This window comes from Salinibacillus xinjiangensis, from assembly GCF_009649735.1.
GTDB lineage: Bacteria > Bacillota > Bacilli > Bacillales > Alkalibacillaceae > Salinibacillus > Salinibacillus xinjiangensis.
In genome coordinates, this window is record NZ_WJNH01000001.1 from 231,503 (window position 1) to 254,360 (window position 22,858).

The window sequence follows — 22,858 nt, forward strand, 5'->3', positions numbered from 1 at the left end:
AATATTTTCAAAATACAATTAAATTGGAATTTCATTCATAATCGAAATCGTGATGGAAGCTATGACTATAAGTATTAGGACATATTTTATATTCCAAATTCCTATTTCAAATGCTTTAGTGTGAAAGAGATTACCCGTTATTAGGTTTGCGCCAGAAACTGGGGATAGTAACGGAATAATTCCCCAACTTAAAACAAGCGTTAACACTAGCAATTCTGGCTTTAAGCCAATAACTTCAGGTGATAATGTCGTAGCAAAAATCGATACGGGAAGTATTTGATGGATAAAGAATGCGATGATTACAGAACTTACTAGAATAATAAGGACAGTAAAAATAACGGAATATTGACTTATGCTAAGGAAAAACTGAGATAAATAGTGTGGCAAACTCGTAAGCTGGATCATTTGTGAAAAAAAAGTAGCGGAAATAATCATGATGGATTCGTTATGGACATTAGGAACAACTTGAACAACATAATCTTTCATAGAAAAGAATAACTTTTTTATCTTCCCGATTAAGAGTGACCAGATTAAAGGGTATGTAAAGGCAACCATTGTAATTAATAGTAGGACATTGTACGGTAACCATCTTTCCAAAAAGAATAAAGCTAGGAATAATCCAACAAATACTACAATTAGTTCTACCCCTTTTTTATGCTTGATTTTGGGTATTACTTCTGTCTTTTCCTCATAAGTAGCTGCCATGAACTGGTAGGAACCATTCTTTTTTTCATAATTAATATAGAGAAAGTTTAAGAAAAATGATGTGACATAACTAATCACAACCATACTCAAACCATACCCCATAAATGAAACAAAGCTAACCCCGACTAAATGTAGCGTAATGGCAACTCCCGCAAAATAAGGGGACCAAAAGGCCGCTAGCGAAAAACCCTGTATGAGACTTTTGGCAAAAATTTTATGAGCATGTTCAAATCGGTTGGCAAACAGATCGTATGTAACCCTTAACGATCCCATATTTAAAAACGAACTGATAATACAGGTAATAGCGGTAACAAACGCTACAATCTTAATATCTTTTTTTAAGTAATTTCGAATAAAATCATTCATGTATGCAATATAGCCGCCGTGGCGAAGCGGATAAGACAAAAGTGGTACAGAGATGAATAACGCCACTAAACCAACATTGCTAAGTATAGCCTCCTCCCAATACATGGTGCTTTCCCCATAGAAGTAGAAAAGAACATTTCCCAATATGACGAGGATACCGCTCATGACCTTTGGAAAAAGTGCCATACTTGGCCATGATATAAGGAAGGTCACGACAACCAAACCAACGAGGATATGGGTTAGATCCATACTTGTTACCGAATACAGTATATAGACAAAAGCGACTAGCAGTAATAACAATCCCCGCAGAAGAGTAGTCGTTCCCTTTAAATGCTGCATCATATTCTCACTGTCCTAACAATATGATTTTGTTCAAAACCGAACACTGAACTAAATTATTGAATATCACTACTCAATGTAAATTTCCGTTTGATATGGTGTCGATTTGCATTTTTGTATCCTAACGCATCATCCGCAATTAATATGCGTTGGATATTAGCCGATCCTTCCCCAAAGTGGAGCATGTTTGCGTAATTGACATACTTCATAATCGGGTATTCATCTGTTATCCCTACTCCTCCAAATATTTCAAGAGCCATTCGTGTCGCCTTTGCCGCAACCTCAGAAGCAAAATACTTAGAGTAAGCGCTTTCCCTCGTGGCAGTCTCTCCTTTATCCTTTAAATAAGCACTTCTGTATGTTTGGAGTCTTGCCGCATCAGTTTCAACGGTCATATCGGCAATAAGATGCTTAATCATTTGGTATTCACCAATCGGATTGCCACCGACCACTCGTTCATTGCAATACTGAATCGACTCTTCTAGACAGCCTTGGGCAATTCCTACGAGTCTCGCCGGTACCGTCAAACGACCGTAATCCAGTGCATTCATAGCAATCTTAAATCCTTCTTCTTCTTTCCCTAGCAAGTTCTTTTTTGGGATTCGATAATCCTCCAGGAAGACCTCACAGCTTCGCATCATATTCCCTAATGAAGTGATGGGAATCGGTTTCGCTTCAAATCCTGGGCGATCCGTTTCAATAATAAAAGCAGAAATTCCCTTATGTCCCGCATTCAAGTCCGTTTTAGCAAACAATACCCCTACATCTGCTTCATTTGCAAAGGTAATAAATGTTTTGGAGCCATTTAACACATACTCGTCTCCCTCGAGTCTTGCTGTCGTTTTCATCGAGCCTGCTGCATCAGAGCCACCACCTGATTCCGTTAATCCAAACATCCCAATAAAATCTGCTTGAATTAAACGTGGAACATATTTCTCAATTTGCTCTTCAGTCCCCCAATTCAAGATGGTAAACGGACAGGTCATAGCTTGCATATTAAAGGCATAACCAAATGCAGGATGGGCTTTTGAAATTTCCTCAGCTAATATAGCAAGATTCAAGAACCCTAGTTCAGACCCGCCGTACTGTTCGGGGAAACAAGCACCAAACATCCCTGTCTCACCCATTTTTCTTAAAATTTCTTTTGGGAATTTTCCAGCTTGTTCATATTCTTTTACATGTGGAAGAATTTCTTTTTCGGCAAAGTTACGCGCCATTTCTTTTACTTGAAGGTTCTCATCACTTAGGTCAAAATTCACTTGAATCAATCTCCTATCCCTATGATTTTTGATAAGGAAATGTATTGTTCATGAATCTTGTATTATGTAGTAGAAGATTATAATGGGGAAAATAGATGTGTATTTATTATTATGAATTATTAGAATATTTATTAAATTAAATGTTATTATAAAACCTAATTTTTTTCAACTTTTTTATAGAAATTTTTAATTTTTATTGACTGGTTGTAAGTATCTGAGGCAGCGTTTAGCACTTTCTTTTGGTCCTGTAAGGATTGGGATTGAGCTCTCCACTTTTGTAGCCAGATGTGAAAGACTGTATTGAGACAGAACAATCGCATCGACCTCAGGTTCCAGCTGTTTCATCATGTCTAGGACTAGCTCATCATGATTGTCTTGATCTCCTCTGTTTAAAGCTTGTAGTCCCTCTGTATTCACCATCGTTTGTATTTCTATGCTAGGTTTCCTTTGACGTAAGTAATGAATAAGAACAGGTGGTGTTTCCTCAACGGTTGAAATAAGGCCAATTCGCTCATATTGTAGGGCTACATCTAACATGGCCTCATCGGAACGAAATAGTCTAACCTCCGACATTGGCTGAAAAATGGTTGTTAAATTATTAAAAGCAGAACATGTAAATTGTATACAATCTACCTTAGATTCTGTTACCAAATGGATGAGTTTAGAAAAACGACGAATAATTTGTGGGCTTTGCGTTTGTTCTCGCTTGATCATGGATAATAATTCCGTATCCATCACATGCACCAATTCCACTTCAGGCGCTATTTCATAAAATGCCTTTTCGATTGGGGGTACCGAAGAAGTTAAGGCATGGATTAGTCCAACCTTCATGAAAATCCCTCCAAATTTTTATTCAAAAAAAGAACCCCCAACCACAATGGGGAAAAAGAATCATAACTATTTTACTCGTTCTCTGCCTTCACCAAGAAATCGAAATCACAGCCTTCATCAGCCTGTAACACATGCTGCTGATACAACCTAGTATAACCTCGTTCAGCTAAAGGTCTTACTGATTTTAAATTGGCTTTTCGTTGATTGAGTTCCGTATCCGAGATATCCAATGCTAGTTTTCGAGCTTCCACGTCCAGCTCAATCATATCCCCAGTTTCAACAAGGGCTAATGGACCTCCAACCGCAGCCTCAGGTGCCACATGTAAAACAACGGTTCCAAAAGCCGTACCGCTCATGCGACAATCAGAGATACGCACCATATCCCGTACCCCTTGTTTTAGCAGTTTTTCTGGGATTGGCAGCATCCCCGCCTCTGGCATTCCTGGTGCACCAACTGGACCTGCATTTTTCAACACTAAAATATCATCCTTGTTCACATCCAAATCTGGGTCGTCGATTCTCTCCTCCATATCCTGAATAGAAAAAAATACAACCGCCCTACCTTTATGTTTCAATAAATCCTTAGATGCAGCCTTAGGCTTAATGAGGGCTCCATTCGGCGCTAAGTTTCCCTTTAATACAGCAATCCCTTCACCTTTATGTAAAGGCTGTTGAACAGGATAAATAATATCCCGATACACATCAGAAACTGCTTTGACTCCCTGTAAATTTTCTCTGATGGTATTACCCGTAACCGTTAGTTCATCTAAATGAAGATAATCCTTTAATTCTTTCATAACAGCCGGGGCTCCGCCAGCATAATAAAGTTCCTGCATCTGATATTTACCTGCTGGACGTAAATTTGCAATAAACGGCGTCTCTTTCCCGATTTGATCAAATAAGTCCATTGGTAGTTTAATGCCTAGTCTACCCGCAATCGCTACTAAATGGATAACCGCATTCGTGGAACCCCCAATGGCCATAATCATTCGAATGGCGTTTTCAAAGGCTTCCCTTGTCATAATTTGAGACGGTGTGATGTCCTTAGATACAAGCTGCACAATCTGTTTTCCCGTTTCCTGAGCCGCTGCCAGTCGCTTATTTTCCGTAGCAGGTATCGCCGCTGCTCCTGGAAGCATCATCCCCAGTGCCTCAGATACAACAGCCATCGTACTTGCACTGCCCATCACCATACAGTGTCCTGCCGTTGGGGCTAGGGATTCATTGATTTCCTCCAGCTGTTCATCATTAATGGTCCCACTACGGTATTCCTGCCAAAAAAAGCGGCAATCTGAACAGGCACCTAACGTTTGTCCTTGGTATTCTCCATTTCCCATTGGTCCACCTGTAAACATAATGGCAGGGATGTCGGCACTCGCTGCTCCCATTAATTGAGCGGGGGTCATTTTGTCACAGCCACCAATTAAGACGACTCCATCTAACGGCTGGGCTCTCACCATTTCTTCTGTATCCATCGCGGCTAGATTACGAAATAGCATGGTTGTAGGTGTCGTAAAGCTTTCCCCTAGAGAAATCGTTGGGAACTCAAGAGGGATTCCCCCTTCCATAAGCACTCCTCGTTTGATTGCCTCTACTATTGGCCCAAAATGAGTATGACAGCGATTGACTTCACTTTCGGTATTACATATGCCAATGACAGGCTTTTTAAAATCCTCCGTACTATGGCCAAGATGACGTGCAAATGCCTTCCGTAAAAATTGACTAAAGCCCGCGTCCCCATATGATGCTACCTTTCTTCGCTCAGTCATCTAATCTCCCCCTTTAGATAAACATTTTATGTTTGCATATCCAGTTGCAACTTCATCCTGATGCTGGTTAAAAACAGAAATTTGAACATCATCTGTTTCGGATGGCATGGCTTTTACGGTTAATGAATCTCCCTCAAACACTTTGGCTTTAAAACGGGCATGGAAGTCTTGAACCATGCCACCCCTTTCTAATACTGGGGTGAAGATTTTACTCATAAAAGCCATCGTGAGCATGCCATGAGCAATCACACCTAGTAGTCCAAATTCTCGAGCTTTTTGATCATCAATATGGATGGGGTTAAGGTCTGTAGAAGCTTCTGCATATTCGCTTAATTGTTCCTTTGTAATGGGTGGCAACTGGATTTCTTTTTGAAGTCCTTCAGGTAGATGGTTTTTCATTAGCCTCCACCTCCTTAAGTACTTTCTCTGTGAAAATTAATGTTCGAATAGAGGTGAAGATTTGCTCTTCTAACTTTTGATCCTTACATCCATACTGCTTGACCTTCAATATCCCCAAAGCTCCCTTTTTACCCTGCTTTCTATCAAATGAGTAAAGCTCATAACAACAATAAATCTCATCCCCAGCATACAAGGGGCGCTTATAATGAAAGGTTTGTTCCCCGTGAAGCATTCCCTCTTTTGGAAACTCCACTCCTTCAATTTGCCCGTAATCCAATGTTCTTGGAAAGGTAGGTGGAGCTATAATTTGCCCATGTGGGGACGTTTTAGCATATTCTTCGTCCAAGTAAATGGGTGAATCATCCCCAATGGCTCTAGCAAATCGTTTAATAGATTTGGCTTCAATTACATTTTTAACAGGCTGGGAACGAATTCCGAAAAATGATTCCCACATCATCATCCCTCTTTTCCATTCTTACTTTTATCCATCACAGACAACAAACTGCTTTTGTTACGTTGGATATGGTAGCGTAATGTTAGCTTTACCATCTCAGGCTCTCTTTTTTTCACAGCCTCAAAAATCATCCGGTGCTCATCTTTAGCCTGATCATAACAATGGGATAAAATATTTGGACTAGAAAATGGCAAAAAGCCTAGCCAGAGCATATCAATCTGTTGCTTTACTCTGACCCATGGACACCTCTCTCTGAGCAGTTTGTGAAAATCATTATTTAATTGGATATAGTCCTTTACATTCTCATTAGTAATGGTTAAGCCTTCCATTTTTAATAATAGTTGCTCTAATTTCTGTTCATCCTGTTTCGTAATATAAGGCAAAGCTTTTTCAACGGCTAATACTTCTAAAAAGGATCGGACTGTATAAATCTCCTGAATATCATGACTCGTAATAGGAGTCACAATGGCCCCTTTTCGAGGTTCAACCTTGACTAATCCTTCTAATTCAAGCTGTTTCAACGCTTCTCTAATCGGCATCCGGCTCACGCCTAGCCTTTCCGCCCACTCCTCTTGTATTAGCCGCTCTCCCTCGGTAAAAATCCCTTGAAAAATTGCCCTTCGTAGCTCATTGGTTACACGCAACTGAATGGTTGATTTGTTTTCTTTTGTTGTCAATTACCCTTCACACTCCTTTCAGTTATGATGTAGCGTAATGTTTAGGACTCGCCTCCTTCTGAAATGCTCGATTATGTGTTTGAATTTTCACTATATTTGAATTCTAAATCAAGAATAAATGTGATAGTCTATTAAAGTAGAGGATAAAATCTATGAAAAGGAAGGAGCAATACTAGTTGAAGCCTAAAATTTTAATTAATGACCATATTCCTGAAGCAGCACGTGAACTCCTTAAAAAAGAATGTACGGTTTTTGAAACTGACAATTTGGATATGGAAAACGAACAACATATTCAGATGTTACAAGATATTGAAGGTATCATCGGGCCTAAGCCCAAAATCACCGAAGAACTCCTCAAGTACACCCCAATGTTAAAGGTTGTCAGTACAGTTTCCGTTGGCTATGATAATTTTGATATAAAGGCTATGACAGATAGAAAAGTAATAGCCACCAATACCCCTGGCGTTTTAAATGAAACAACAGCAGATACTATTTTTGGTTTATTACTTACTACAGCTAGACGGTTTAGTGAGATGGATTCTTACGTCAAACAAGGCCATTGGACCACAAAGGCAATCCCTGAATCTCTTTATGGTGTAAATGTCCATGGAAAAACGTTAGGAATTGTAGGGTTGGGAGGAATTGGTGAAGCTATCGCGAAAAGAGCTAATAAAGGCTTTGATATGAACATCCTTTATCATAATCGTTCTCGGAATGCGAAAGCCGAAGCTGAATATGGAGCAAAATACCTTCCCCTCGATGACCTACTTCGGGATTCTGATTTTGTTTGTGTGATGACTCCACTTACTCCTGAAACCAAAGGCCTGTTTGGCGAGCGAGAATTCCGCGTCATGAAGCCTTCCGCTATTTTTGTTAATGGCTCTCGTGGAGAAGTGGTAAACGAAGCAGCGCTATATCACGCCCTACACGATCAAGAAATTTTAGCAGCCGGATTGGATGTCTACTCCAAAGAACCTATTGACACAACAAACCCATTGTTGACACTTAAGAACATCGTTACTTTTCCGCATATTGGCTCCCGAACGCTTGAAACGAGGGAAGCCATGGGATTGCTGGCTACTGAAAATCTATTAGCCGCCTTGCGTGGAGAGCGCCCACCTAATGCTATCAATCAGGAGGTATTTCAGCCCTAGACTTCTAGGCTGAAATCCTTTTTTTTGGATGATTTATAATCCACAGGCCTCCCCTAACAGCTCCACAAGATGATAAACTTTGATTTGATCTGATTTTCCTTCGCGTTCCACTCCTAGCTTCATTTGTAGATGACAGCCTGGATTTGTGGTGACAATTCCATCTACTGAAACTTGATTCACATCTTTCATCTTTTCATCTAAAATATCCATTGATTCATCGTAATGAACAAGATTATAGATGCCAGCAGACCCGCAGCACTTGTTGGGTTTTTCCATGGGGATGAAGGTAATCCCTGGAATGGACTTAAGTAGAGCTAATGGCTCATCAGTGAGCTTTTGAACATTGGTCATATGACAGGAAGGCTGGTACGTTACCGTTAATTGTACATCTTTTTTAAAGGGTAGCTCTAGCTGAGAAAGCACATAGCTGATATCCTTTGTTTTTGAAGCAAATGCCTTAGCCCGCTCATACCATTCCATATCATCTTCAAATAAGTGATGATATTCCGACAGCATGGCCCCACATCCACCGATACTGTTTACGATGTAGGCGAAATCTTCCCGTTCAAATGCTTCTATATTTTGCTTCGCCAGCTCCTTGGCTGTCTGCCGATCGCCTCGATGGCTATGTAAGGCCCCACAGCAGGTTTGTTGATCCACAATCTCCACTTCACATCCAGCTGCTTGAAGAAGCTTCATGCTCATATTATTGATATCCCGAAATACGGTATCCATAATACATCCAGGAAAGAAACCAACTTTTAGAACAGGCTGATTCTTTGGAAGTAAATGGTGTTCTCGTCTCCGCTGAAAAGGTCCTGCTGGCTTTGGAGTGATTTTGTCAAACTTGCTAAGACGCTCTGGGAGGACATTGATTAATTTCGTTGCGTGCAATGCCTTTTTCATTCCTGTAAGTTGATAGAAAAACATGGAGGAGCCTATTTTATTCAGTCTACTAGGGTACGGAAATATATGATTAAATAGGAAGTCTTCTGCACGTGCAGATACCCCTTTTCTTTCCTCCTTCTTTTCTTCAAATAGAACTACCTTGGCTGATTCTAATATTTTCCCGTATTGAACATTGGTCGGACAGGCTGGCTCACATGCGCGGCAACCTAAGCATAAATCAATTGGTTCCTCTAATCGTGAAAGTGGGATTTTGCCCTCTGCTGCTAGTTTGACAAGATTAATTCGTCCTCTTGGTGAATGGGATTCCTTTCCCATCGTCTGATAAGTGGGACATGCAGGTAAACAATACCCACACTGCACACAGCTAAAGGTTTCGTCGTAAGCTAATTTATCTTTAAGATTTTGTTTCGCTACTTTAGTCATTTCTTAACACAAGCCTTTGTCCTGGACTCGGAAATATTTTGCCAGGGTTCATAATGTGGTTGGGATCCCAGCTCTCCTTTATACGTTTCATCATCTCTAAACCAACCTCCCCTAATTCCATTTCCATAAAAGGAGATTTCATCGTTCCTATACCATGCTCACCAGAAAGAGTTCCACCAAGCTCTACAGCTGCATGGAAAATTTCTTCTACCGCTTGTTCCACACGTTCCATTTCTTCATGATCACGAATGTCCGCAATGATATTGGGATGAAGATTACCATCTCCTGCATGGCCAAAAACGACGAGGTGAAGGTGATATTTTTCTCTAATTTCTTTTAATCTCTCAAACATGGCTGGAATTTGACTCCTTGGAACAGTGGCATCCTCAGAAATTTTCGTAGGTTTGATTTTAACAATTGCAGGAGAGACAAGCTTTCGGGCTTTCCATAATTCCAATGCCTCTTCCTTGCTCTTGGCCACCTTAACCTCCTTCGCACCCATTTCTTCACACGTTACTCTGACCTTTTCAATTTCTTCTTTAATGGCCACTTGATGGCCGTCCAGTTCAATTAATAGAATGGCTTCCACATCCGTTGGCAGTCCTAGTGGCTGATAGTCTTCCACCGCCCTAATTGAAGCTTGGTCCATCATCTCCATCTTAGCAGGAACAATTCCCGTCTGAAGAATGGTAGAGATTGCTTTCCCCGAGTCCACAATATCGTGAAAGGTTGCCATTAAGGTTTCTGTTGCCTGTGGCTTTGGAATTAAACGTAAAATCGCCTCTGTAATAATGCCTAACGTACCCTCTGAACCTACAATAAGCTTAGTTAAATCATACCCTGTCACATTTTTAACCGTACGTCCGCCCGTTTTAATAATATCTCCCTCTGGCGTTACAACCTCTAATCCAATCACATAATCCTTCGTTACTCCATACTTTAACCCCCGAGGACCACCCGAGTTTTCGGCTAAATTCCCTCCAATTGTGGATACGTTTGAACTACTAGGGTCTGGCGCATACATAAGGCCGTACTGATTGGCTTTCTGGTCAATAGATGACGTTAATACCCCAGGAGAAACGACAGCAATCATGTCTTCAGGATAAATTTCAAGTTTTTGATTCCACTGTGAGCAATCTATCACCGCTCCCCCTTCAACTGGTAGTGGACCTCCACTTAAACTGGTTCCTTGTCCCCTCGGATAGATGGGAACGCCATATTTATTGGCTAGCTTCACCAAAGTCGCTACTTCCTCTGTTTCCGTTGGCTGGATCACGACATCTGGCAAATACTGACCAAAGGAAGCATCATAGGAATAACAGTAGCGGTCCTCTTCCTTTGTTAAAACTTTTCTATTGTCGATTGCATGGGATAGCTCCTTTAAGAAGCCATTTAAGAGTTCAATCATTCTATCGACCTCCTTTCTTAAAAGCGTACCTTATCTACAAAAATAGTTGCAATCCTATGAGTCTCCAATAAGGTAGAATAATTACGAAAACCACTACAATTAATAGGAAGAACATCGCCACACCCATCTGAGCAATATCCCTAACCGTAAATTCATTTTTGTCATACACCATTAAAATTGGAGTTGATTGTGCAGGATAAAATTTCACTCCATCAACCGTGAGCGCAACTAACAGGGCGATGAGAATAGGATTTAGCCCTACCGACTCCGCGACTTCACTGAATAATGGAACGAGTATGGAAATACAAACCACAATACTAGGGATAAAAATATTAAAAATCATCGTAAATATAATGACGATGACAACAATCATGATATAGCTCCACTGATCAGAAAAAACATGAGTAATTAATTGTGATAGATCAGTAAACACCCCATAATCACTGACAACTTCAATTAAAGACAGCATAGAACCAATGATGATTAAATTTTCAAAGGCATTGGACTGTTTGATATCCTCCCAATTTAAATTGGGGGTAAATATAAATAAAAGGACTGCCCCTAATAATGCACCCACGACAGGAGGAAATTGATGAACTGAATCACTCATCCAAAACCCTACGACAAATAGCAGAATCCCAATCATTTTCCAGTCATCTCGTGAAAATTCAGGTGGTGCCAGTCTTTCAATTTGCCTAACATCCATACTCTCAGTATAGGTTTGTTTCAACGGATATCGAATCAAAATATATCCTAAGCCAACAAACAAAACTGTATAATAAGGAATCGCCATCATCAAAAACCATGACCACCAAGTGATTCCCCCTAATAAACTAGCTGTTAAAATAGAAGATAGTCCCCCTGTTAAAAGAGCGGAGGAAACTAATGGGTTTAGCATACCTAGTGTTAAGCCAATCCGTTTTTCTTCCTTTTCTAACCCTCTAGCTTTTATGAATGTTTTCAAAAGGGGATGAAGCATGGCATTTCTAGTAATGGATGACGGTAAAAATAATGAAAGGGGTATGAGTGTGATGGTTAACATTAGCGAAAAAGGTAACATCAATTTCGTCATAACCCTATCAAGCAAATACATAAATCCCTTCCCAATGCCTGAATTGGCTACAGCAATGCCAATCCCAATGACACCAATGAGAAAGAAAAGAATTTGGGATTGGAAACCGGCCAAAATGCGATCCTGCATTTCAACCGGAACGTGGATAAACAGCAAAAACAATAAGAGAAAGCTAGTATAAATCGGAGGAATAAGCTCAGTCGCATAAAGGAGGACTGATGTTATTAAGATAAGGAATACGGCTTCTCTAGAATGTAGAAAAAAGGCATACAGATTTAAGGAAAGTAAGATGAAAATTACAATCTTTCGCCAAACATTCATTAGATTCCCCCGCCCTATATAGCACCCATGAACTCCAATCCCAAAATTTCCTATTATAAGGCTTTTACAAGTCCCCCATCCACAAGCAAGGACTGACCTGTAATATACGTGTTAGCACTGGAGCATAGGAAGACAACTAACTTCCCGAATTCCTCTGGCTTCCCATATCTTCCAATCGGAATGTTTTGCTCAGTGGACGATTTAACTTCTTCATACGTTACACCTAACTTGTCAGCACGAATGGCATCCAATTGAGCTACACGGTCGGTGCCGATTCTACCTGGCCCAATCGTATTTACTAAAATATTATCCTTTGCCAACTCTTGGGACAGGCTCTTCGCTAACCCAACCACACCCGCTCGGTATGTATTGGATAAAATTAAATTATCTAATGTCTGTTTAATAGAAGAGGAGGTAAAGTTTGCAATGTGACCTCCGCCGCTGTTTCGCATGTATGGCAATACTTCTCGAACTAAACGGGTGAAGCTTAATAGATTTAACTCGAAAGCCTTTTGCCATTGTTCATCAGTCAAGCTATCAAATGTGCCTGCAGGTGGGCCGCCAGAATTATTGATTAATACATCAACAGTGCCATGCAGCTCTACCGTTTTTTCTACTAGGTTTTTTATCGAATTGTAGTCGGTAATATCACAGGGAACATAGTGGACGTGATCATTTCCACTCACGCTCTTTAATTCCTCTGCGGTTTTCTGCAATTCTTCTTCATTTCTACTAGAGATCACAACTTTTGCGCCTTCCTTTGCGAATTCTAAGGCTGTTGCTTTTCCTAATCCTTTACTTGAAGCAGTTACTAGAACTGATTTTCCTTTTAATTGAAGATCCATGTTTAGCCTCCTAGTTTATTTATGAATATATTCATCTATGCTTTTAAGTCTTTCACATGATTCTTAAGCGTCTCGAATCCATCAATCTGGCATTCTACGACATCGCCATCGCGAATGACAATTGCTCCTGGGGTACCGGTTGATATAATATCCCCGGGCTTTAGGGTCATGACCTTGGAATGGAAGGAAACGAGATACCAAGGACGAAACGTCATGTTGGAAACCACATTTTTCCGATGAATCTCTCCATTAATAACGGTTGCGACATTTAAATCATGAACCTCCTCCACCTCATCCGGTGTAACAAGCTGTGGACCGAAGCTGAAAAAGGTATCAAAGCTTTTCGCACGAGTTAAGTATCTAGGATTTTTTTGCAAAATGTCTTCAGCAGTCATGTCAATGATAGTCGTAAACCCAGCAATCACATCTTTTGCATTTTCCTCTGAGACATTTTTGCATTCCTTGCCAATAATAATCCCGAGCTCAGATTCTGCGGTAGTTCGCTCCGATTGGTGGGGAATTTCAATTGTTTCATCTGGGCCAACGATCGCTGTATCTGGTTTCATAAAGCTTGCTGGTTCTGTATTTGGGGCCTTTTCACATAAATCTGTGGCATGTTCCACGTAGTTTAAACCAATTCCCCAAATTTTATGGGGATGTCGGTATAAGGGACCGTAGCTTACTTCATTCGCTTGGATAGCAGGAAGTGAAGCTAACTCCTTACTCCCTTTTGTATCATACCAATCCCTCATCCCTTCAAGCTCACCGTTTTGAATTACATCAAAGACAGGGGTTGACCAGTTCGTACCAAGAGAAGCATTTACCGTTTCTAAAGGGTAAACTTTCTGGTTATCGACGATGGCTCCCATCTCATGATTATCTTGCAAAATAGTAGCTAAACGCATCATATCCTCTCCTTTTTTCTTAATAAATGGATTATGGTTTGCTAGATTCTAGAGGGTTTGAAATATTGAGTTGATTAGCTATACTAGATAATTCGTCTATTAAGGGGATTGAAAGGGGAATGCCTGTGTGTTTCCGTTTTTCATAGGTATGTAACTCGATTTCCCCAGGAAGAAAAATTTGTTCGACTTCATCTGTTAGCGGAATTTGCTTCATTTCTTGGATCATTTCATCCATTCGTTCCTTAAACTTGTTTATGTCCTGAAATAGGTCTGCACGAGTAACAAAAAAGAAATGACCTACATTTTGTTTGTTTTGAAAATCTGTAAATAAATCACTAATATGCGGCCCATATGCTGCTCCAGTAAATAAGGCGGATAAGGTTTCCACTAAAAAGGTTAAACCATATCCTTTAGGGCCACCCATAGGAAGAATTAGTCCTTCTATTGCTTCATTTGGGTCCGACGTTGGCTTGCCCTCTTTTGAGATTGCCCATCCTAAAGGGATTTTCTCACCATTCAACTTGGCCAAAATGATTTTACCCTTAGCAACCGTACTCGTGGCCATATCGAAAATAATGTCTTTTTCTTTCCCAGTTGGGATTCCATAAGCTATGGGATTTGTGCCAAAGAAACGACCTTTTCCTCCCCATGGCGCCATGACAGCTGGTGCGTTCGTTGTGGCCAGGGCAATGCATTCATGCTGGACGGCATATTGAACATAATCAGCTAGCATTCCACAATGATTTGAATGGGTGATACCTACTATTCCGACTCCAGTTTCTTTTGCTTTTTCTACTGCCAATTTGATGCCATCTGTAGCAGCAACGATACCTGGTCCATTATCAGCATCTATTAAAGCACTTACAGGTGATTCCCTCATTCGTTGTATGGTAGGCTTTCGGTTCACAATCTTTTCCTGAAATCGTTTTACGTAAATATCCACCTTCGATAAGCCATGGGAGTCAACACCTCTTAGATTAGCTAACACTAAATGTCTGGCTATGAGCTGGGCATCTTTATTCGTTAACCCAACTTTTTGAAAAATAGCTGTTGCAAAACTTTCTAGGGACTCTGCACGAAAAGAAATCTTGGCTTCTTTCAATCATCTTCCCACCAATCAATCTATAATCTATTTATGGAACACGAGTAATACAAAATTGCTCATCATGGCCTAAAATTTCGGCTTTGACAGTTTTGCCAGAAGCAACTTGAAGGATTTCCTGATAGATTTCTTCTCCCATTTCCTCCATTGTACTTTCTCCGGTTAAAATTTTCCCTGCGTTAATATCAATATTTTCCTTCATTTTCGTATATGTTTTAGGGTTCCCTGTCACCTTTAGAACCGGTATACCTGGGAATCCTGTTGGGGTTCCTCGCCCAGTTGGGAAGACTACGATTTGAGCTCCTGCTGCCACTTGGCCTGTCGTGACCTCCCCGTCATGGCCAGGAGAGTCTAACAGATGCAGTCCTTTTACCTTTGGCTCTTCTCCGTATCGAATCACCCCACTAAATGGAGCATTTCCTGACTTTTTCATACTTCCTAATGACTTCTCTACAACACTTGACAAACCTCCATCATAATTACCTTTAGAGATGAGGTGGTTTCGGTTTTTGTTGCTTGAGTTCTTCGTTTGCTGTAACAAACGGTTCTCCATTTTTTGAATGACTTCGCATATTTCATTTGCAACTGAGTCACTCATAGCTCTTCTTGCTAGAATGTGCTCGGTACCAAGAAGCTCTGTAAGCTCACTTAATATAGAGCTTCCTCCTTGCTCGACTACCTTATCTGACGCAATCCCGAGTGCTGGATTGGCGAATAGACCTGACGTCATGTCTGAACCACCACAGTTTAGGCCAATCATGAGCTCACTGATAGGTACCTCTTCACGTTGTTGAAAGGATGCCTTTTGCTGCATTTCACGGGCGAGCTTTGTCCCCTGCTGAATCGCTTGTAAGGAGTCACCTTCCTCTTGAATGACGACCGTTTCTAGCATTTTTTTAGTAGGTGCAATGCCATCGGCCAGTTCATAAGGTGAAAAGCGCTCACAGCCCAACCCAACCACAACCACCCCTGCAAAATTCGGGTTTTTACCGATTTGGATTAAGGTTTTCGCGGTGATTTCTAAATCCTCACCAACTTGGCTACAGCCAACCGGGTGTCTAAAAGGGACCGTCCCTGGTACTTGGTAGGCAATCCGTTCCGCTACCTTTGCCGAGCAAAAAACAGAGGGAATAACAGCTATCAGATTTCGAACGCCAACCTTTCCATTCTCTCTCCGATACCCCATAAAAGTATCTGTCATTCCTTTAACCCCCTGTCACAGTACATGTTATGCGTATGAATCCAACTTCCAATTGGTACACTTGAGGTGGTTTTGCCGATTTCCTCACCATATTTGTAAACGCTCTCATCCTTCGCGAAGGTTTTCAACGCAAATTTGTGTCCAAAAGCAACATCATCCCTAAGTTCTACTTGAACTACTTTATTACCGATTGATACTAGACACATATCCCCAACTTTCAAATCAGTTAAGGCTATCCCCACATTGTCACGTGCATCAATGACTAAACTATTCTTCTCACCGGCTGTAGTCTCCTGTTCCATATATACAATCAACTCCTTTTCAATCATTTTATTAATGATGTCGTATCAAAATGATAGCGAGCATGATAAAGGTTGATTCCATTTCACACTTTTCACAACCACTATTAGAATTCCGCTTACATAACATTATACAATATATTTAGAAATTTCAAATAATTTTATGTGCTTTTATAGAAAATTTTTATTTTCTAGTCGTAATAATGATTCTATTGTACTAGATGTATTCTTTGTTTTTAATCAAAGCTGTTTTCGCAAAGCTTTTTGCTTTTTATTAATGCGAAATTGATGTAAAATGCGACGTAACACTAGCGTAGATGTTTTCAATGACCTATAAGATGAGTGCTAAACCATCGCTCCGGAAATACACTTCGCTTTCCGCGGGCGAGCGCTGAGCCTCCTCACTACGTTGCGGGGTCTCAGCTGTCTCTTTGCTCCCACAGGAGTCTCCGTGTATTTCCTCCGCTAAAAACAGTGCCTAATTCTTTGATTTAGAGGTGGACTATTGGAATACAAAGGCTTTTAACCACGCAATAATCAGAACACTTCAATAGTGGAGGCAGAATACGAAGACTCCTATGGGAGGAAGCGTGGTGAAGACCCCGCAGGAAGCGGTCTTTGCTTCCGAGGAGGCTGAGGCCGTGCCCATGGAAAGCGAAGTATTCTGCCGGAACGGTTTGCATGCACTTGTATTATTCAGTAAAGAACGAATCTAAATTTTAGTTACGTCGCAGTTTATATCTTTTCTGTCAAAAACCACAATCTGTTAAAAAACAGCGTTAATCAAATATAACTTGTATCGATCACAACATCACATAAATATTCTATTTCTAGAGCCGTAAAATATCTTTCCTCCAACGGGATCCATTGATGAATAAATTTCTCCAGCATCTTTTGACCGTTACGTTTTAAAATCCTTTCTTTCTGAATGCTTGGATTGACTGTTAAGAATGTTTTGTAGTCATATAAGGATTGTAAAGCGGGATGTAAAGCATACACCCCTTCTATTATATTTATTTTCTTTTTAGGAAAATGAAGAGCTTCGGTCAGCGATCCAATGCTGCAATTATATTTACGATAAGTGACGGGCTTATTCTCTTTAAGTGGCTGCATAACCTCTTTGATAAAACGCTCATAATCTACATTACCACCAGGCTCAGCTAGCCGTTCTTTTGTTTTCCGTTCAAATGGCAGAAAGAAATCATCCATATGGAAGAGATTACAATCTATTTGGGCTGAGATTTCTTCAGCCAAGGTACTTTTTCCACTTGCGCATCGACCATCTATTGCGAGTATGATAGATTTGTTTTGGCTTTCAATCTTCCCCAATAGCTTGAGGATAGAACTATATGTAATTTTTTTCATAATAATACCCCCATTAATGAAAACTCTAATTCACCTTATTGGTCACTTCTCTATTAGCAGCCAAACTCCTCTTCCAATACTCCACAGTTCCTGATCCAATCAACACCCCACAAACAATCAACACCAACCCAATCAAATGACTTACCCGAATCGTCTCTCCCAAAAAGAGTGCCGACCCAAATATCGCAAACATCGTATTAAAATTAATAAAAATAGCCGATTCTGCTGGACCCACCTGTTTAATTGCAGAGTTATAAACCATATGCCCAACAGCCGTACAAATAACAGCACTAAATAAAAATACAGACCCTAATTGCCAATCTATTAAAAGGGATAGCTGTGATAGAGAAGAATCCTCAAATAAGCTAATAATATAGATGTGAAATGAACCGATAAAAAGCATATAACCTGTCAATAACCTCGGATCAAAGCTTGGGTTTAGCTTACTAATTAAAATAAAGGAATAGGCCTGAACAAGCATTCCAACAAAGACGATCACATCACCGAATGACATACTTGTAACTCCACCTGAACCAGAAAGAGTTGTGGTAACAACACCAATAAAACCTAAAATAAAACCTATAATTCTAAACTTTGTCATTCGTTGACCGAGAAATATAATCGACAGCATCATGGTGGTTAAGGGACCCATTCCTAAAATTAATCCCCCGTTCACACCAGAAGTGGCGCCTAATCCAACAGCAATCGCACTATGGTGAACAATTACATTGAATATGGCTATATATAGTAGGATGCCCAATTCCTTTTTATTAGGAAGTCGAAAAATGCCTAAAAAGTAGGTCAAAATTAAAACAACTACTCCCGCGGTGAAGATACGAAAGGAAGTTAATAGAATGGGTTCAACGTTGTCTACGAGCACCTTAATGGCAGAAACATTAAATCCCCACATCATCATAACGAAAACGAGCAGTGCATATGTCTTTTTCAAAACGAAATCACCAAATTTCTAAAGTTGTAAAATACTTATCTACCAATATAAATATAAACGTTGTACGAGGTTAGGGCAAACTAAATTGAAAGTGACAACTATAGATGATATGACTTAAAAAGGTCCTTATTCATCCTTTTAATGAATTCAGCAGAAACTTAACACTAAAAAACTTGCCCTTTCCTATTAATGGAAAAGGCAAGTTCTAGAGTAGTTACATCCCCACCCAAATATTTAATAATTCCTTCGTTCCCAGCCATCAGCCAAAAATTCAGGAGTAAAAGTCTGACCATCCGCCGTCGTTAGGCTCGCATTGTAAATATACCAACCCCTATTGTTCGTATAATCATCTGTCTCATAATGGAAGCGAACGAATTTCGTGTCCGCTGGTAATTGGATTTGGTTAGTTTGCCAATTTGAACTTCCTGTAAATGATTTAATTGCTGTCCACTGTTCTCCATCAGTAGATATCTCAACTTTTCCGAAATCATAACCGTTTTCTAATCTAAACCAGGTATCGAAGTTAAGCATTGTCTCTTGGTCTAGATTTACCTCAGCTGTTAGGGTATTGTCTAGATGATCACCATAGCCCGCGAACCATGCTTTATCTTTATTCGGAATGGCTGCAGGAATAGCGTCTGCTACTTGTCTTGCAAATTGGCGTCGCGCTGGATTGGTTGATGTTGTTTCTCGAGTTGGGTGGACGCGATTTGTTAATAATATCGCAATCGTATTATTGTGTTTGTTGATGACCATAGAGGTACCTGTATAGCCTGTATGACCAATTGAAGAACCAGTTAGTGCATCCATGTACCAGCCTTGGTCAATCTCATAGCCGAGTCCATGGCTATCTGCAGGAAACTGCGGAATTTGATTTTCTACTAATAACTCAACAGTTTCGGGCTTCAGTATTTGTTTCCCTCCATATTTCCCATCATTAACAAACATATGAGCAAACTTAGCTAAGTCTGTTGCTGTTGAAAAAACCCCTGCATGACCTGCGACTCCATCTAAAGACCAAGCATTTTCATCGTGTACGCTTCCCCATACTAAGCCTCTATCTGGAAATGCCTGATATTCAGTTGCGGCAATCCTATTTTTAAGTTCATTTGGTGGATTATACATCGTATCATGCATTTTTAACGGCTCAGTAATATGCTCATAAACAAATTGATCAAGACGCTTGCCTGATAATCGTTCCACAAGAGCACCTAGTGTAATCATATTTAAATCACTGTAGGTATAAGACTCACCAGGTTCATTTTTTAATGGGTAGGCGAAAACATATTGTAAACGATCCTCTCTCGTTTCACCTTGGGTATAAAGGGGAACCCATGCCGTGAATCCAGACGTATGTGTCATCAGTTGACGTATGGTCACATCCTCTTTTCCATTTTGAGCAAATTCAGGAATGTGTTCAGAAACTGGATCATCGAGGTCGAATTGGCCCTGTTCATATAAAATCATAGCTGCTGTAGTGGTAAAAACCTTACTTATAGATGCAAGGTCGAATATCGTATCCTTTTGCATCTTAATTGGGTTATCCATTTCCGTTTTCGAACCATCTAAATAACGAGCAGCATATCCGTAAGATTCATGCTGAACAATGTGCCCTCGTCTCGCTACAATCGATACAGCTCCAGGCATAACTTCATCTTCAATCATGGTTGACATGACTTGATCAATCTTGTTTAAGGGACCCTGCATCATGCCAGCACCTCGGGCCGAGCCTGGATGAAGGACGGGCGAACTCTTCCCGGGACTATTCCATGAAAAGACCGGATGTGGAGGACGAGTGAACTCCTTATCAGGTGGTGTCTCTATAGTTGGTGAGCCCCCTAAACCGAAAACAGCACTAGTCGGTAAAAGCAATGATGTGGTTAATAAAAGTCCCATTATGGGTATTACTTTTTTCTTATTCATTTTAACCTCCCCATTTCAAAAAATTTGGTTATTGCTGAGCTTTGGAAATCTGGGTGAGAGCAGAATGATTAATGAGGGTTTCATGGTGTATTCATACGAAGTAAAAAACAAAACTATCGTAAGCTGTTCAAGTCTTCATCACCTCCAGGGAACCACTTACAATGAAGGATGATTCTAGCTTACATTGGACAACCTCAGATGTCTATCCCACTTTTTTACTGTTGTCTATCCCGTTTTCACAGCAAATTTGGTCATTGGTATAGGGCTAGATACCTTTATCTTACCTATTATCTCTTAATTCCATTATAAAAAGGCCCTCGAATAAGGACCTTTTTCTCCTTTTCCCTACTATTCACCCTTCACAAAATCAATCGCCTTCCGAATCTCCTCATGATAAACCGTCGCCTCTTCAAACTCCTCCGTCACCACACTAATAAACAAAATATCAATCATATGTAATTGCGCGAGCCGAGAAGAAGTTGCCCCACTGCGAAAAGGAGCCGGAACTTCACGCGATGCAGAAATAAACAAATTAATCTCTGCCTGATCAACCACCCGCGAAGTTCCGTAACGAGTCAAACTAATGGCAACGGCTCCTTTTTTCCGAGCAAGCTCCATCACCTTAGCTGTTTCACTCGTTTCACCAGAGAAGGAGATCCCAAACACTACGTCATTTTCTTTCACATTCGCAATATACATGGCCGCGTTATGAATATCTGTAAAAGCCGAAACTGCTTTGTTCATCCTCAGGAATTTTTGTTGAGCATCCTGAGCAATAATTCCGGAAGCACCAACGCCAAAGAAATGAATTTTTTCAGCCTTTTTTAAAGCTGCTACGGCCTTTCCTAAGGTATCATAGTTGGCTAGTGCAGCTGTCTCCCGAATAGCGGTTAAGCTATTGTTTGTCATTTTCTCCACAATCGATTCCTGATCTTCCCCTGGCTGAATATCACTATAGGCAGAATCAGGCTTAGATGGCTTATGTAAATCACCAGAAATTCGCAGCTTTAACTCTTGAAACCCATTCAAACCAAGGGATTTACACAAACGAATTACTGCTGCACTACTGGTCGAGCTCACCGTCCCAAGTTCAGTTGCCGTAGAGTAAATTGCTTCTTGCGGGTGCTTTACAATATATTGAGCCACTTTTCGTTCAGATGGCGGAAGTCGGTCCATCACTTCATCTAACATGACCAATCCACCTGAAAGTGAAGAGTTGGTTTTCAATTTATCCTTCAAGTTCATCAATCCTTTTTTTAGAAAAAGTAAGCTTTCGCAGATAATACTTGCGAAAGCCACTTTGTTTTGTCTGTTTTTATTTTACGAAATCCAAGAGTATTTTACCCTTTCAAAGCTCCTTCTGTCATTCCTTTTGTAATTCTACGTTGGAAAATAGCATAAAGGATAATGACAGGAATAATCGCAATCGTTAAGCTGGCAAATAGTGCCCCCCAGGCATTCGTATACTGGGTTTCATTACTGATAAAGTCAATCGCTAGCGCTAATGTGTATTTTTGTTCACTTTGAAGGAAAATGAGTGCCATAAAGTATTCGTTCCAGAACTGGATGGCATTCATAATCGACACCGTAATAATCGCTGTTGTGGATAGTGGTGTCACGATTTTTAATAATATCCCGTAACTTGACATACCATCTATTGCAGCTGCTTCCTCTAACTCTTTAGGAATGGAGTTCATAAAACTAGTCAGAATAAAGATCGAAAATGGCAACTGTGACATGGCATACACTAACGATAATCCTATAATACTATCGAGCAGGTTTAGCTTCATTAATAGGAAGAAAAGTGGAATCCACCCTAGTACCATCGGAATCATCATGGCCGAAATGTAGAGGGTAAAAAGCGCTCCGCTCCCTTTGAATCGAATCCGTTCTAACGCATATGCGGTAGGAATCGCTAAAATAAGCGTTATAAATATCCCCAGAACCGTAACAATTAAACTATTAAAAACACTTATATCAATATTAAATTCATTCCATGCGGTTACAAAGTTTTGAAAGCTGAATGTTTCCGGAAGCCCCCATGGATCCTTATAGATTTCAGCGTTATTTTTAAAGGAGCCGATAATCATCCAAATAATCGGGTATAATACGATGACTGCCCAAGCAATGAGCGGAATTCGTATCCCTGTACGAACGATAAAGTTACGTATATGTTTCACTAA

Annotated in this window: 22 protein-coding genes; 2 read left to right on the forward strand and 20 right to left on the reverse strand. The window is 40.3% G+C overall.

Features of this window, described 5'->3' with window-relative positions; translation table 11 throughout:
- Positions 1–18: 18 nt before the first annotated feature.
- The 7 genes from GH754_RS01040 to GH754_RS01070 all read right to left on the reverse strand — a co-directional run bounded on the left by GH754_RS01040 (position 19) and on the right by GH754_RS01070 (position 6,799).
- The gene (locus GH754_RS01040) at positions 19–1,413 is read right to left on the reverse strand and encodes a hypothetical protein (RefSeq protein ID WP_153726879.1); all 1,395 of its coding nucleotides are present in this window, start codon (positions 1,411–1,413) and stop codon (positions 19–21) included.
- Positions 1,414–1,466: 53 nt separating this feature from the next.
- Positions 1,467–2,669 carry an acyl-CoA dehydrogenase family protein gene (locus tag GH754_RS01045; protein WP_323741791.1) on the reverse strand — a complete coding sequence of 401 codons (1,203 nt, stop codon included), beginning with the start codon at positions 2,667–2,669 and terminating at the stop codon, positions 1,467–1,469.
- A 186-nt stretch (positions 2,670–2,855) separates the two neighbouring features.
- Positions 2,856–3,500 carry an aspartate/glutamate racemase family protein gene (locus GH754_RS01050; RefSeq protein WP_153726880.1) on the reverse strand — a complete coding sequence of 215 codons (645 nt, stop codon included), beginning with the start codon at positions 3,498–3,500 and terminating at the stop codon, positions 2,856–2,858.
- 71 nt (positions 3,501–3,571) lie between these two features.
- Positions 3,572–5,269: an IlvD/Edd family dehydratase gene (locus GH754_RS01055; RefSeq protein ID WP_153726881.1), complete on the reverse strand. Its 1,698-nt coding sequence runs from the start codon at positions 5,267–5,269 to the stop codon at positions 3,572–3,574.
- Positions 5,270–5,668, reverse strand: a complete 399-nt coding sequence (locus GH754_RS01060; protein WP_153726882.1) for a MaoC/PaaZ C-terminal domain-containing protein — start codon at positions 5,666–5,668, stop codon at positions 5,270–5,272.
- Positions 5,649–6,122, reverse strand: a complete 474-nt coding sequence (locus GH754_RS01065) for a MaoC family dehydratase N-terminal domain-containing protein (RefSeq protein WP_153726883.1) — start codon at positions 6,120–6,122, stop codon at positions 5,649–5,651. The genes GH754_RS01060 and GH754_RS01065 overlap by 20 nt, the downstream gene beginning before the upstream one ends.
- 2 nt (positions 6,123–6,124) lie before the next feature.
- On the reverse strand, positions 6,125–6,799 hold the full coding sequence (locus GH754_RS01070; protein WP_153726884.1) for a GntR family transcriptional regulator: 675 nt from the start codon (positions 6,797–6,799) through the stop codon (positions 6,125–6,127).
- Positions 6,800–6,975: 176 nt separating this feature from the next.
- On the opposite strand from GH754_RS01070, the gene GH754_RS01075 reads away from it, so the two are divergent.
- Positions 6,976–7,953, forward strand: coding sequence for a 2-hydroxyacid dehydrogenase (locus GH754_RS01075; protein ID WP_153726885.1), 978 nt, complete (start codon positions 6,976–6,978; stop codon positions 7,951–7,953).
- Positions 7,954–7,986: 33 nt separating this feature from the next.
- Here the strand turns inward: GH754_RS01075 and GH754_RS01080 are convergent, their stop codons facing one another.
- From GH754_RS01080 to GH754_RS01115, 8 genes are read right to left on the reverse strand one after another with little or no spacing between them, the layout of a single operon-like run.
- On the reverse strand, positions 7,987–9,285 hold the full coding sequence (locus GH754_RS01080) for a (Fe-S)-binding protein (RefSeq protein ID WP_153726886.1): 1,299 nt from the start codon (positions 9,283–9,285) through the stop codon (positions 7,987–7,989).
- Entirely contained in the window at positions 9,278–10,693 is a 1,416-nt protein-coding gene (locus GH754_RS01085; RefSeq protein ID WP_153726887.1) for an FAD-binding oxidoreductase, read from the reverse strand. The genes GH754_RS01080 and GH754_RS01085 overlap by 8 nt, the downstream gene beginning before the upstream one ends.
- 34 nt (positions 10,694–10,727) lie before the next feature.
- A complete protein-coding gene (locus GH754_RS01090; RefSeq protein WP_153726888.1) occupies positions 10,728–12,086 on the reverse strand; it encodes an SLC13 family permease in 1,359 nt (452 codons plus the stop codon).
- Positions 12,087–12,139: 53 nt separating this feature from the next.
- Positions 12,140–12,931 (reverse strand): SDR family oxidoreductase, encoded by a 792-nt coding sequence (locus tag GH754_RS01095; RefSeq protein ID WP_153726889.1) that lies wholly within the window; start codon positions 12,929–12,931, stop codon positions 12,140–12,142.
- A 35-nt stretch (positions 12,932–12,966) separates the two neighbouring features.
- Positions 12,967–13,836: a fumarylacetoacetate hydrolase family protein gene (locus GH754_RS01100; protein WP_153726890.1), complete on the reverse strand. Its 870-nt coding sequence runs from the start codon at positions 13,834–13,836 to the stop codon at positions 12,967–12,969.
- A gap of 31 nt (positions 13,837–13,867) precedes the next feature.
- Entirely contained in the window at positions 13,868–14,938 is a 1,071-nt protein-coding gene (locus GH754_RS01105) for an Ldh family oxidoreductase (RefSeq protein WP_153726891.1), read from the reverse strand.
- A gap of 31 nt (positions 14,939–14,969) precedes the next feature.
- Positions 14,970–16,139 (reverse strand): UxaA family hydrolase, encoded by a 1,170-nt coding sequence (locus GH754_RS01110; protein ID WP_153726892.1) that lies wholly within the window; start codon positions 16,137–16,139, stop codon positions 14,970–14,972.
- Positions 16,136–16,441 (reverse strand): UxaA family hydrolase, encoded by a 306-nt coding sequence (locus GH754_RS01115; protein ID WP_194841248.1) that lies wholly within the window; start codon positions 16,439–16,441, stop codon positions 16,136–16,138. The genes GH754_RS01110 and GH754_RS01115 overlap by 4 nt, the downstream gene beginning before the upstream one ends.
- Positions 16,442–17,031: 590 nt before the next feature.
- Here GH754_RS01115 and GH754_RS19770 point away from each other — a divergent pair.
- Positions 17,032–17,154 (forward strand): hypothetical protein, encoded by a 123-nt coding sequence (locus tag GH754_RS19770; protein WP_267206645.1) that lies wholly within the window; start codon positions 17,032–17,034, stop codon positions 17,152–17,154.
- Between the two features lie 67 nt (positions 17,155–17,221).
- On the opposite strand, the gene GH754_RS01120 is transcribed toward GH754_RS19770, so the two are convergent.
- The 5 genes from GH754_RS01120 to GH754_RS01140 all read right to left on the reverse strand — a co-directional run bounded on the left by GH754_RS01120 (position 17,222) and on the right by GH754_RS01140 (position 22,855).
- The gene (locus GH754_RS01120) at positions 17,222–17,803 is read right to left on the reverse strand and encodes a uridine kinase family protein (RefSeq protein ID WP_153726894.1); all 582 of its coding nucleotides are present in this window, start codon (positions 17,801–17,803) and stop codon (positions 17,222–17,224) included.
- 25 nt (positions 17,804–17,828) lie between these two features.
- Positions 17,829–18,752 (reverse strand): DMT family transporter, encoded by a 924-nt coding sequence (locus GH754_RS01125; RefSeq protein ID WP_153726895.1) that lies wholly within the window; start codon positions 18,750–18,752, stop codon positions 17,829–17,831.
- A 234-nt stretch (positions 18,753–18,986) separates the two neighbouring features.
- Entirely contained in the window at positions 18,987–20,675 is a 1,689-nt protein-coding gene (locus GH754_RS01130; RefSeq protein WP_153726896.1) for a serine hydrolase domain-containing protein, read from the reverse strand.
- Between the two features lie 348 nt (positions 20,676–21,023).
- Complete coding sequence (locus GH754_RS01135; protein ID WP_153727177.1) at positions 21,024–21,866, reverse strand: MurR/RpiR family transcriptional regulator; 843 nt, start codon at positions 21,864–21,866, stop codon at positions 21,024–21,026.
- A 149-nt stretch (positions 21,867–22,015) separates the two neighbouring features.
- The gene (locus GH754_RS01140) at positions 22,016–22,855 is read right to left on the reverse strand and encodes a carbohydrate ABC transporter permease (protein WP_323741792.1); all 840 of its coding nucleotides are present in this window, start codon (positions 22,853–22,855) and stop codon (positions 22,016–22,018) included.
- Between the last annotated feature and the right edge of the window lie 3 nt (positions 22,856–22,858).

Bases quoted from the DNA above. Each gene is read 5' to 3' on its own strand.
- GH754_RS01095 (WP_153726889.1), bottom strand. From the start codon at position 12,931: ATGGATCTTCAATTAAAAGGAAAATCAGTTCTAGTAACTGCTTCAAGT.
- GH754_RS01130 (WP_153726896.1), bottom strand. From the start codon at position 20,675: ATGAATAAGAAAAAAGTAATACCCATAATGGGACTTTTATTAACCACA.
- GH754_RS01100 (WP_153726890.1), bottom strand. From the start codon at position 13,836: ATGCGTTTAGCTACTATTTTGCAAGATAATCATGAGATGGGAGCCATC.
- GH754_RS01110 (WP_153726892.1), bottom strand. From the start codon at position 16,139: ATGACAGATACTTTTATGGGGTATCGGAGAGAGAATGGAAAGGTTGGC.
- GH754_RS01120 (WP_153726894.1), bottom strand. From the start codon at position 17,803: ATGAAAAAAATTACATATAGTTCTATCCTCAAGCTATTGGGGAAGATT.
- GH754_RS01085 (WP_153726887.1), bottom strand. From the start codon at position 10,693: ATGATTGAACTCTTAAATGGCTTCTTAAAGGAGCTATCCCATGCAATC.
- GH754_RS01040 (WP_153726879.1), bottom strand. From the start codon at position 1,413: ATGATGCAGCATTTAAAGGGAACGACTACTCTTCTGCGGGGATTGTTA.
- GH754_RS01055 (WP_153726881.1), bottom strand. From the start codon at position 5,269: ATGACTGAGCGAAGAAAGGTAGCATCATATGGGGACGCGGGCTTTAGT.
- GH754_RS01065 (WP_153726883.1), bottom strand. From the start codon at position 6,122: ATGTGGGAATCATTTTTCGGAATTCGTTCCCAGCCTGTTAAAAATGTA.
- GH754_RS01090 (WP_153726888.1), bottom strand. From the start codon at position 12,086: ATGAATGTTTGGCGAAAGATTGTAATTTTCATCTTACTTTCCTTAAAT.
- GH754_RS01080 (WP_153726886.1), bottom strand. From the start codon at position 9,285: ATGACTAAAGTAGCGAAACAAAATCTTAAAGATAAATTAGCTTACGAC.
- GH754_RS01050 (WP_153726880.1), bottom strand. From the start codon at position 3,500: ATGAAGGTTGGACTAATCCATGCCTTAACTTCTTCGGTACCCCCAATC.
- GH754_RS01060 (WP_153726882.1), bottom strand. From the start codon at position 5,668: ATGAAAAACCATCTACCTGAAGGACTTCAAAAAGAAATCCAGTTGCCA.
- GH754_RS01115 (WP_194841248.1), bottom strand. From the start codon at position 16,441: ATGGAACAGGAGACTACAGCCGGTGAGAAGAATAGTTTAGTCATTGAT.
- GH754_RS01135 (WP_153727177.1), bottom strand. From the start codon at position 21,866: ATGTTAGATGAAGTGATGGACCGACTTCCGCCATCTGAACGAAAAGTG.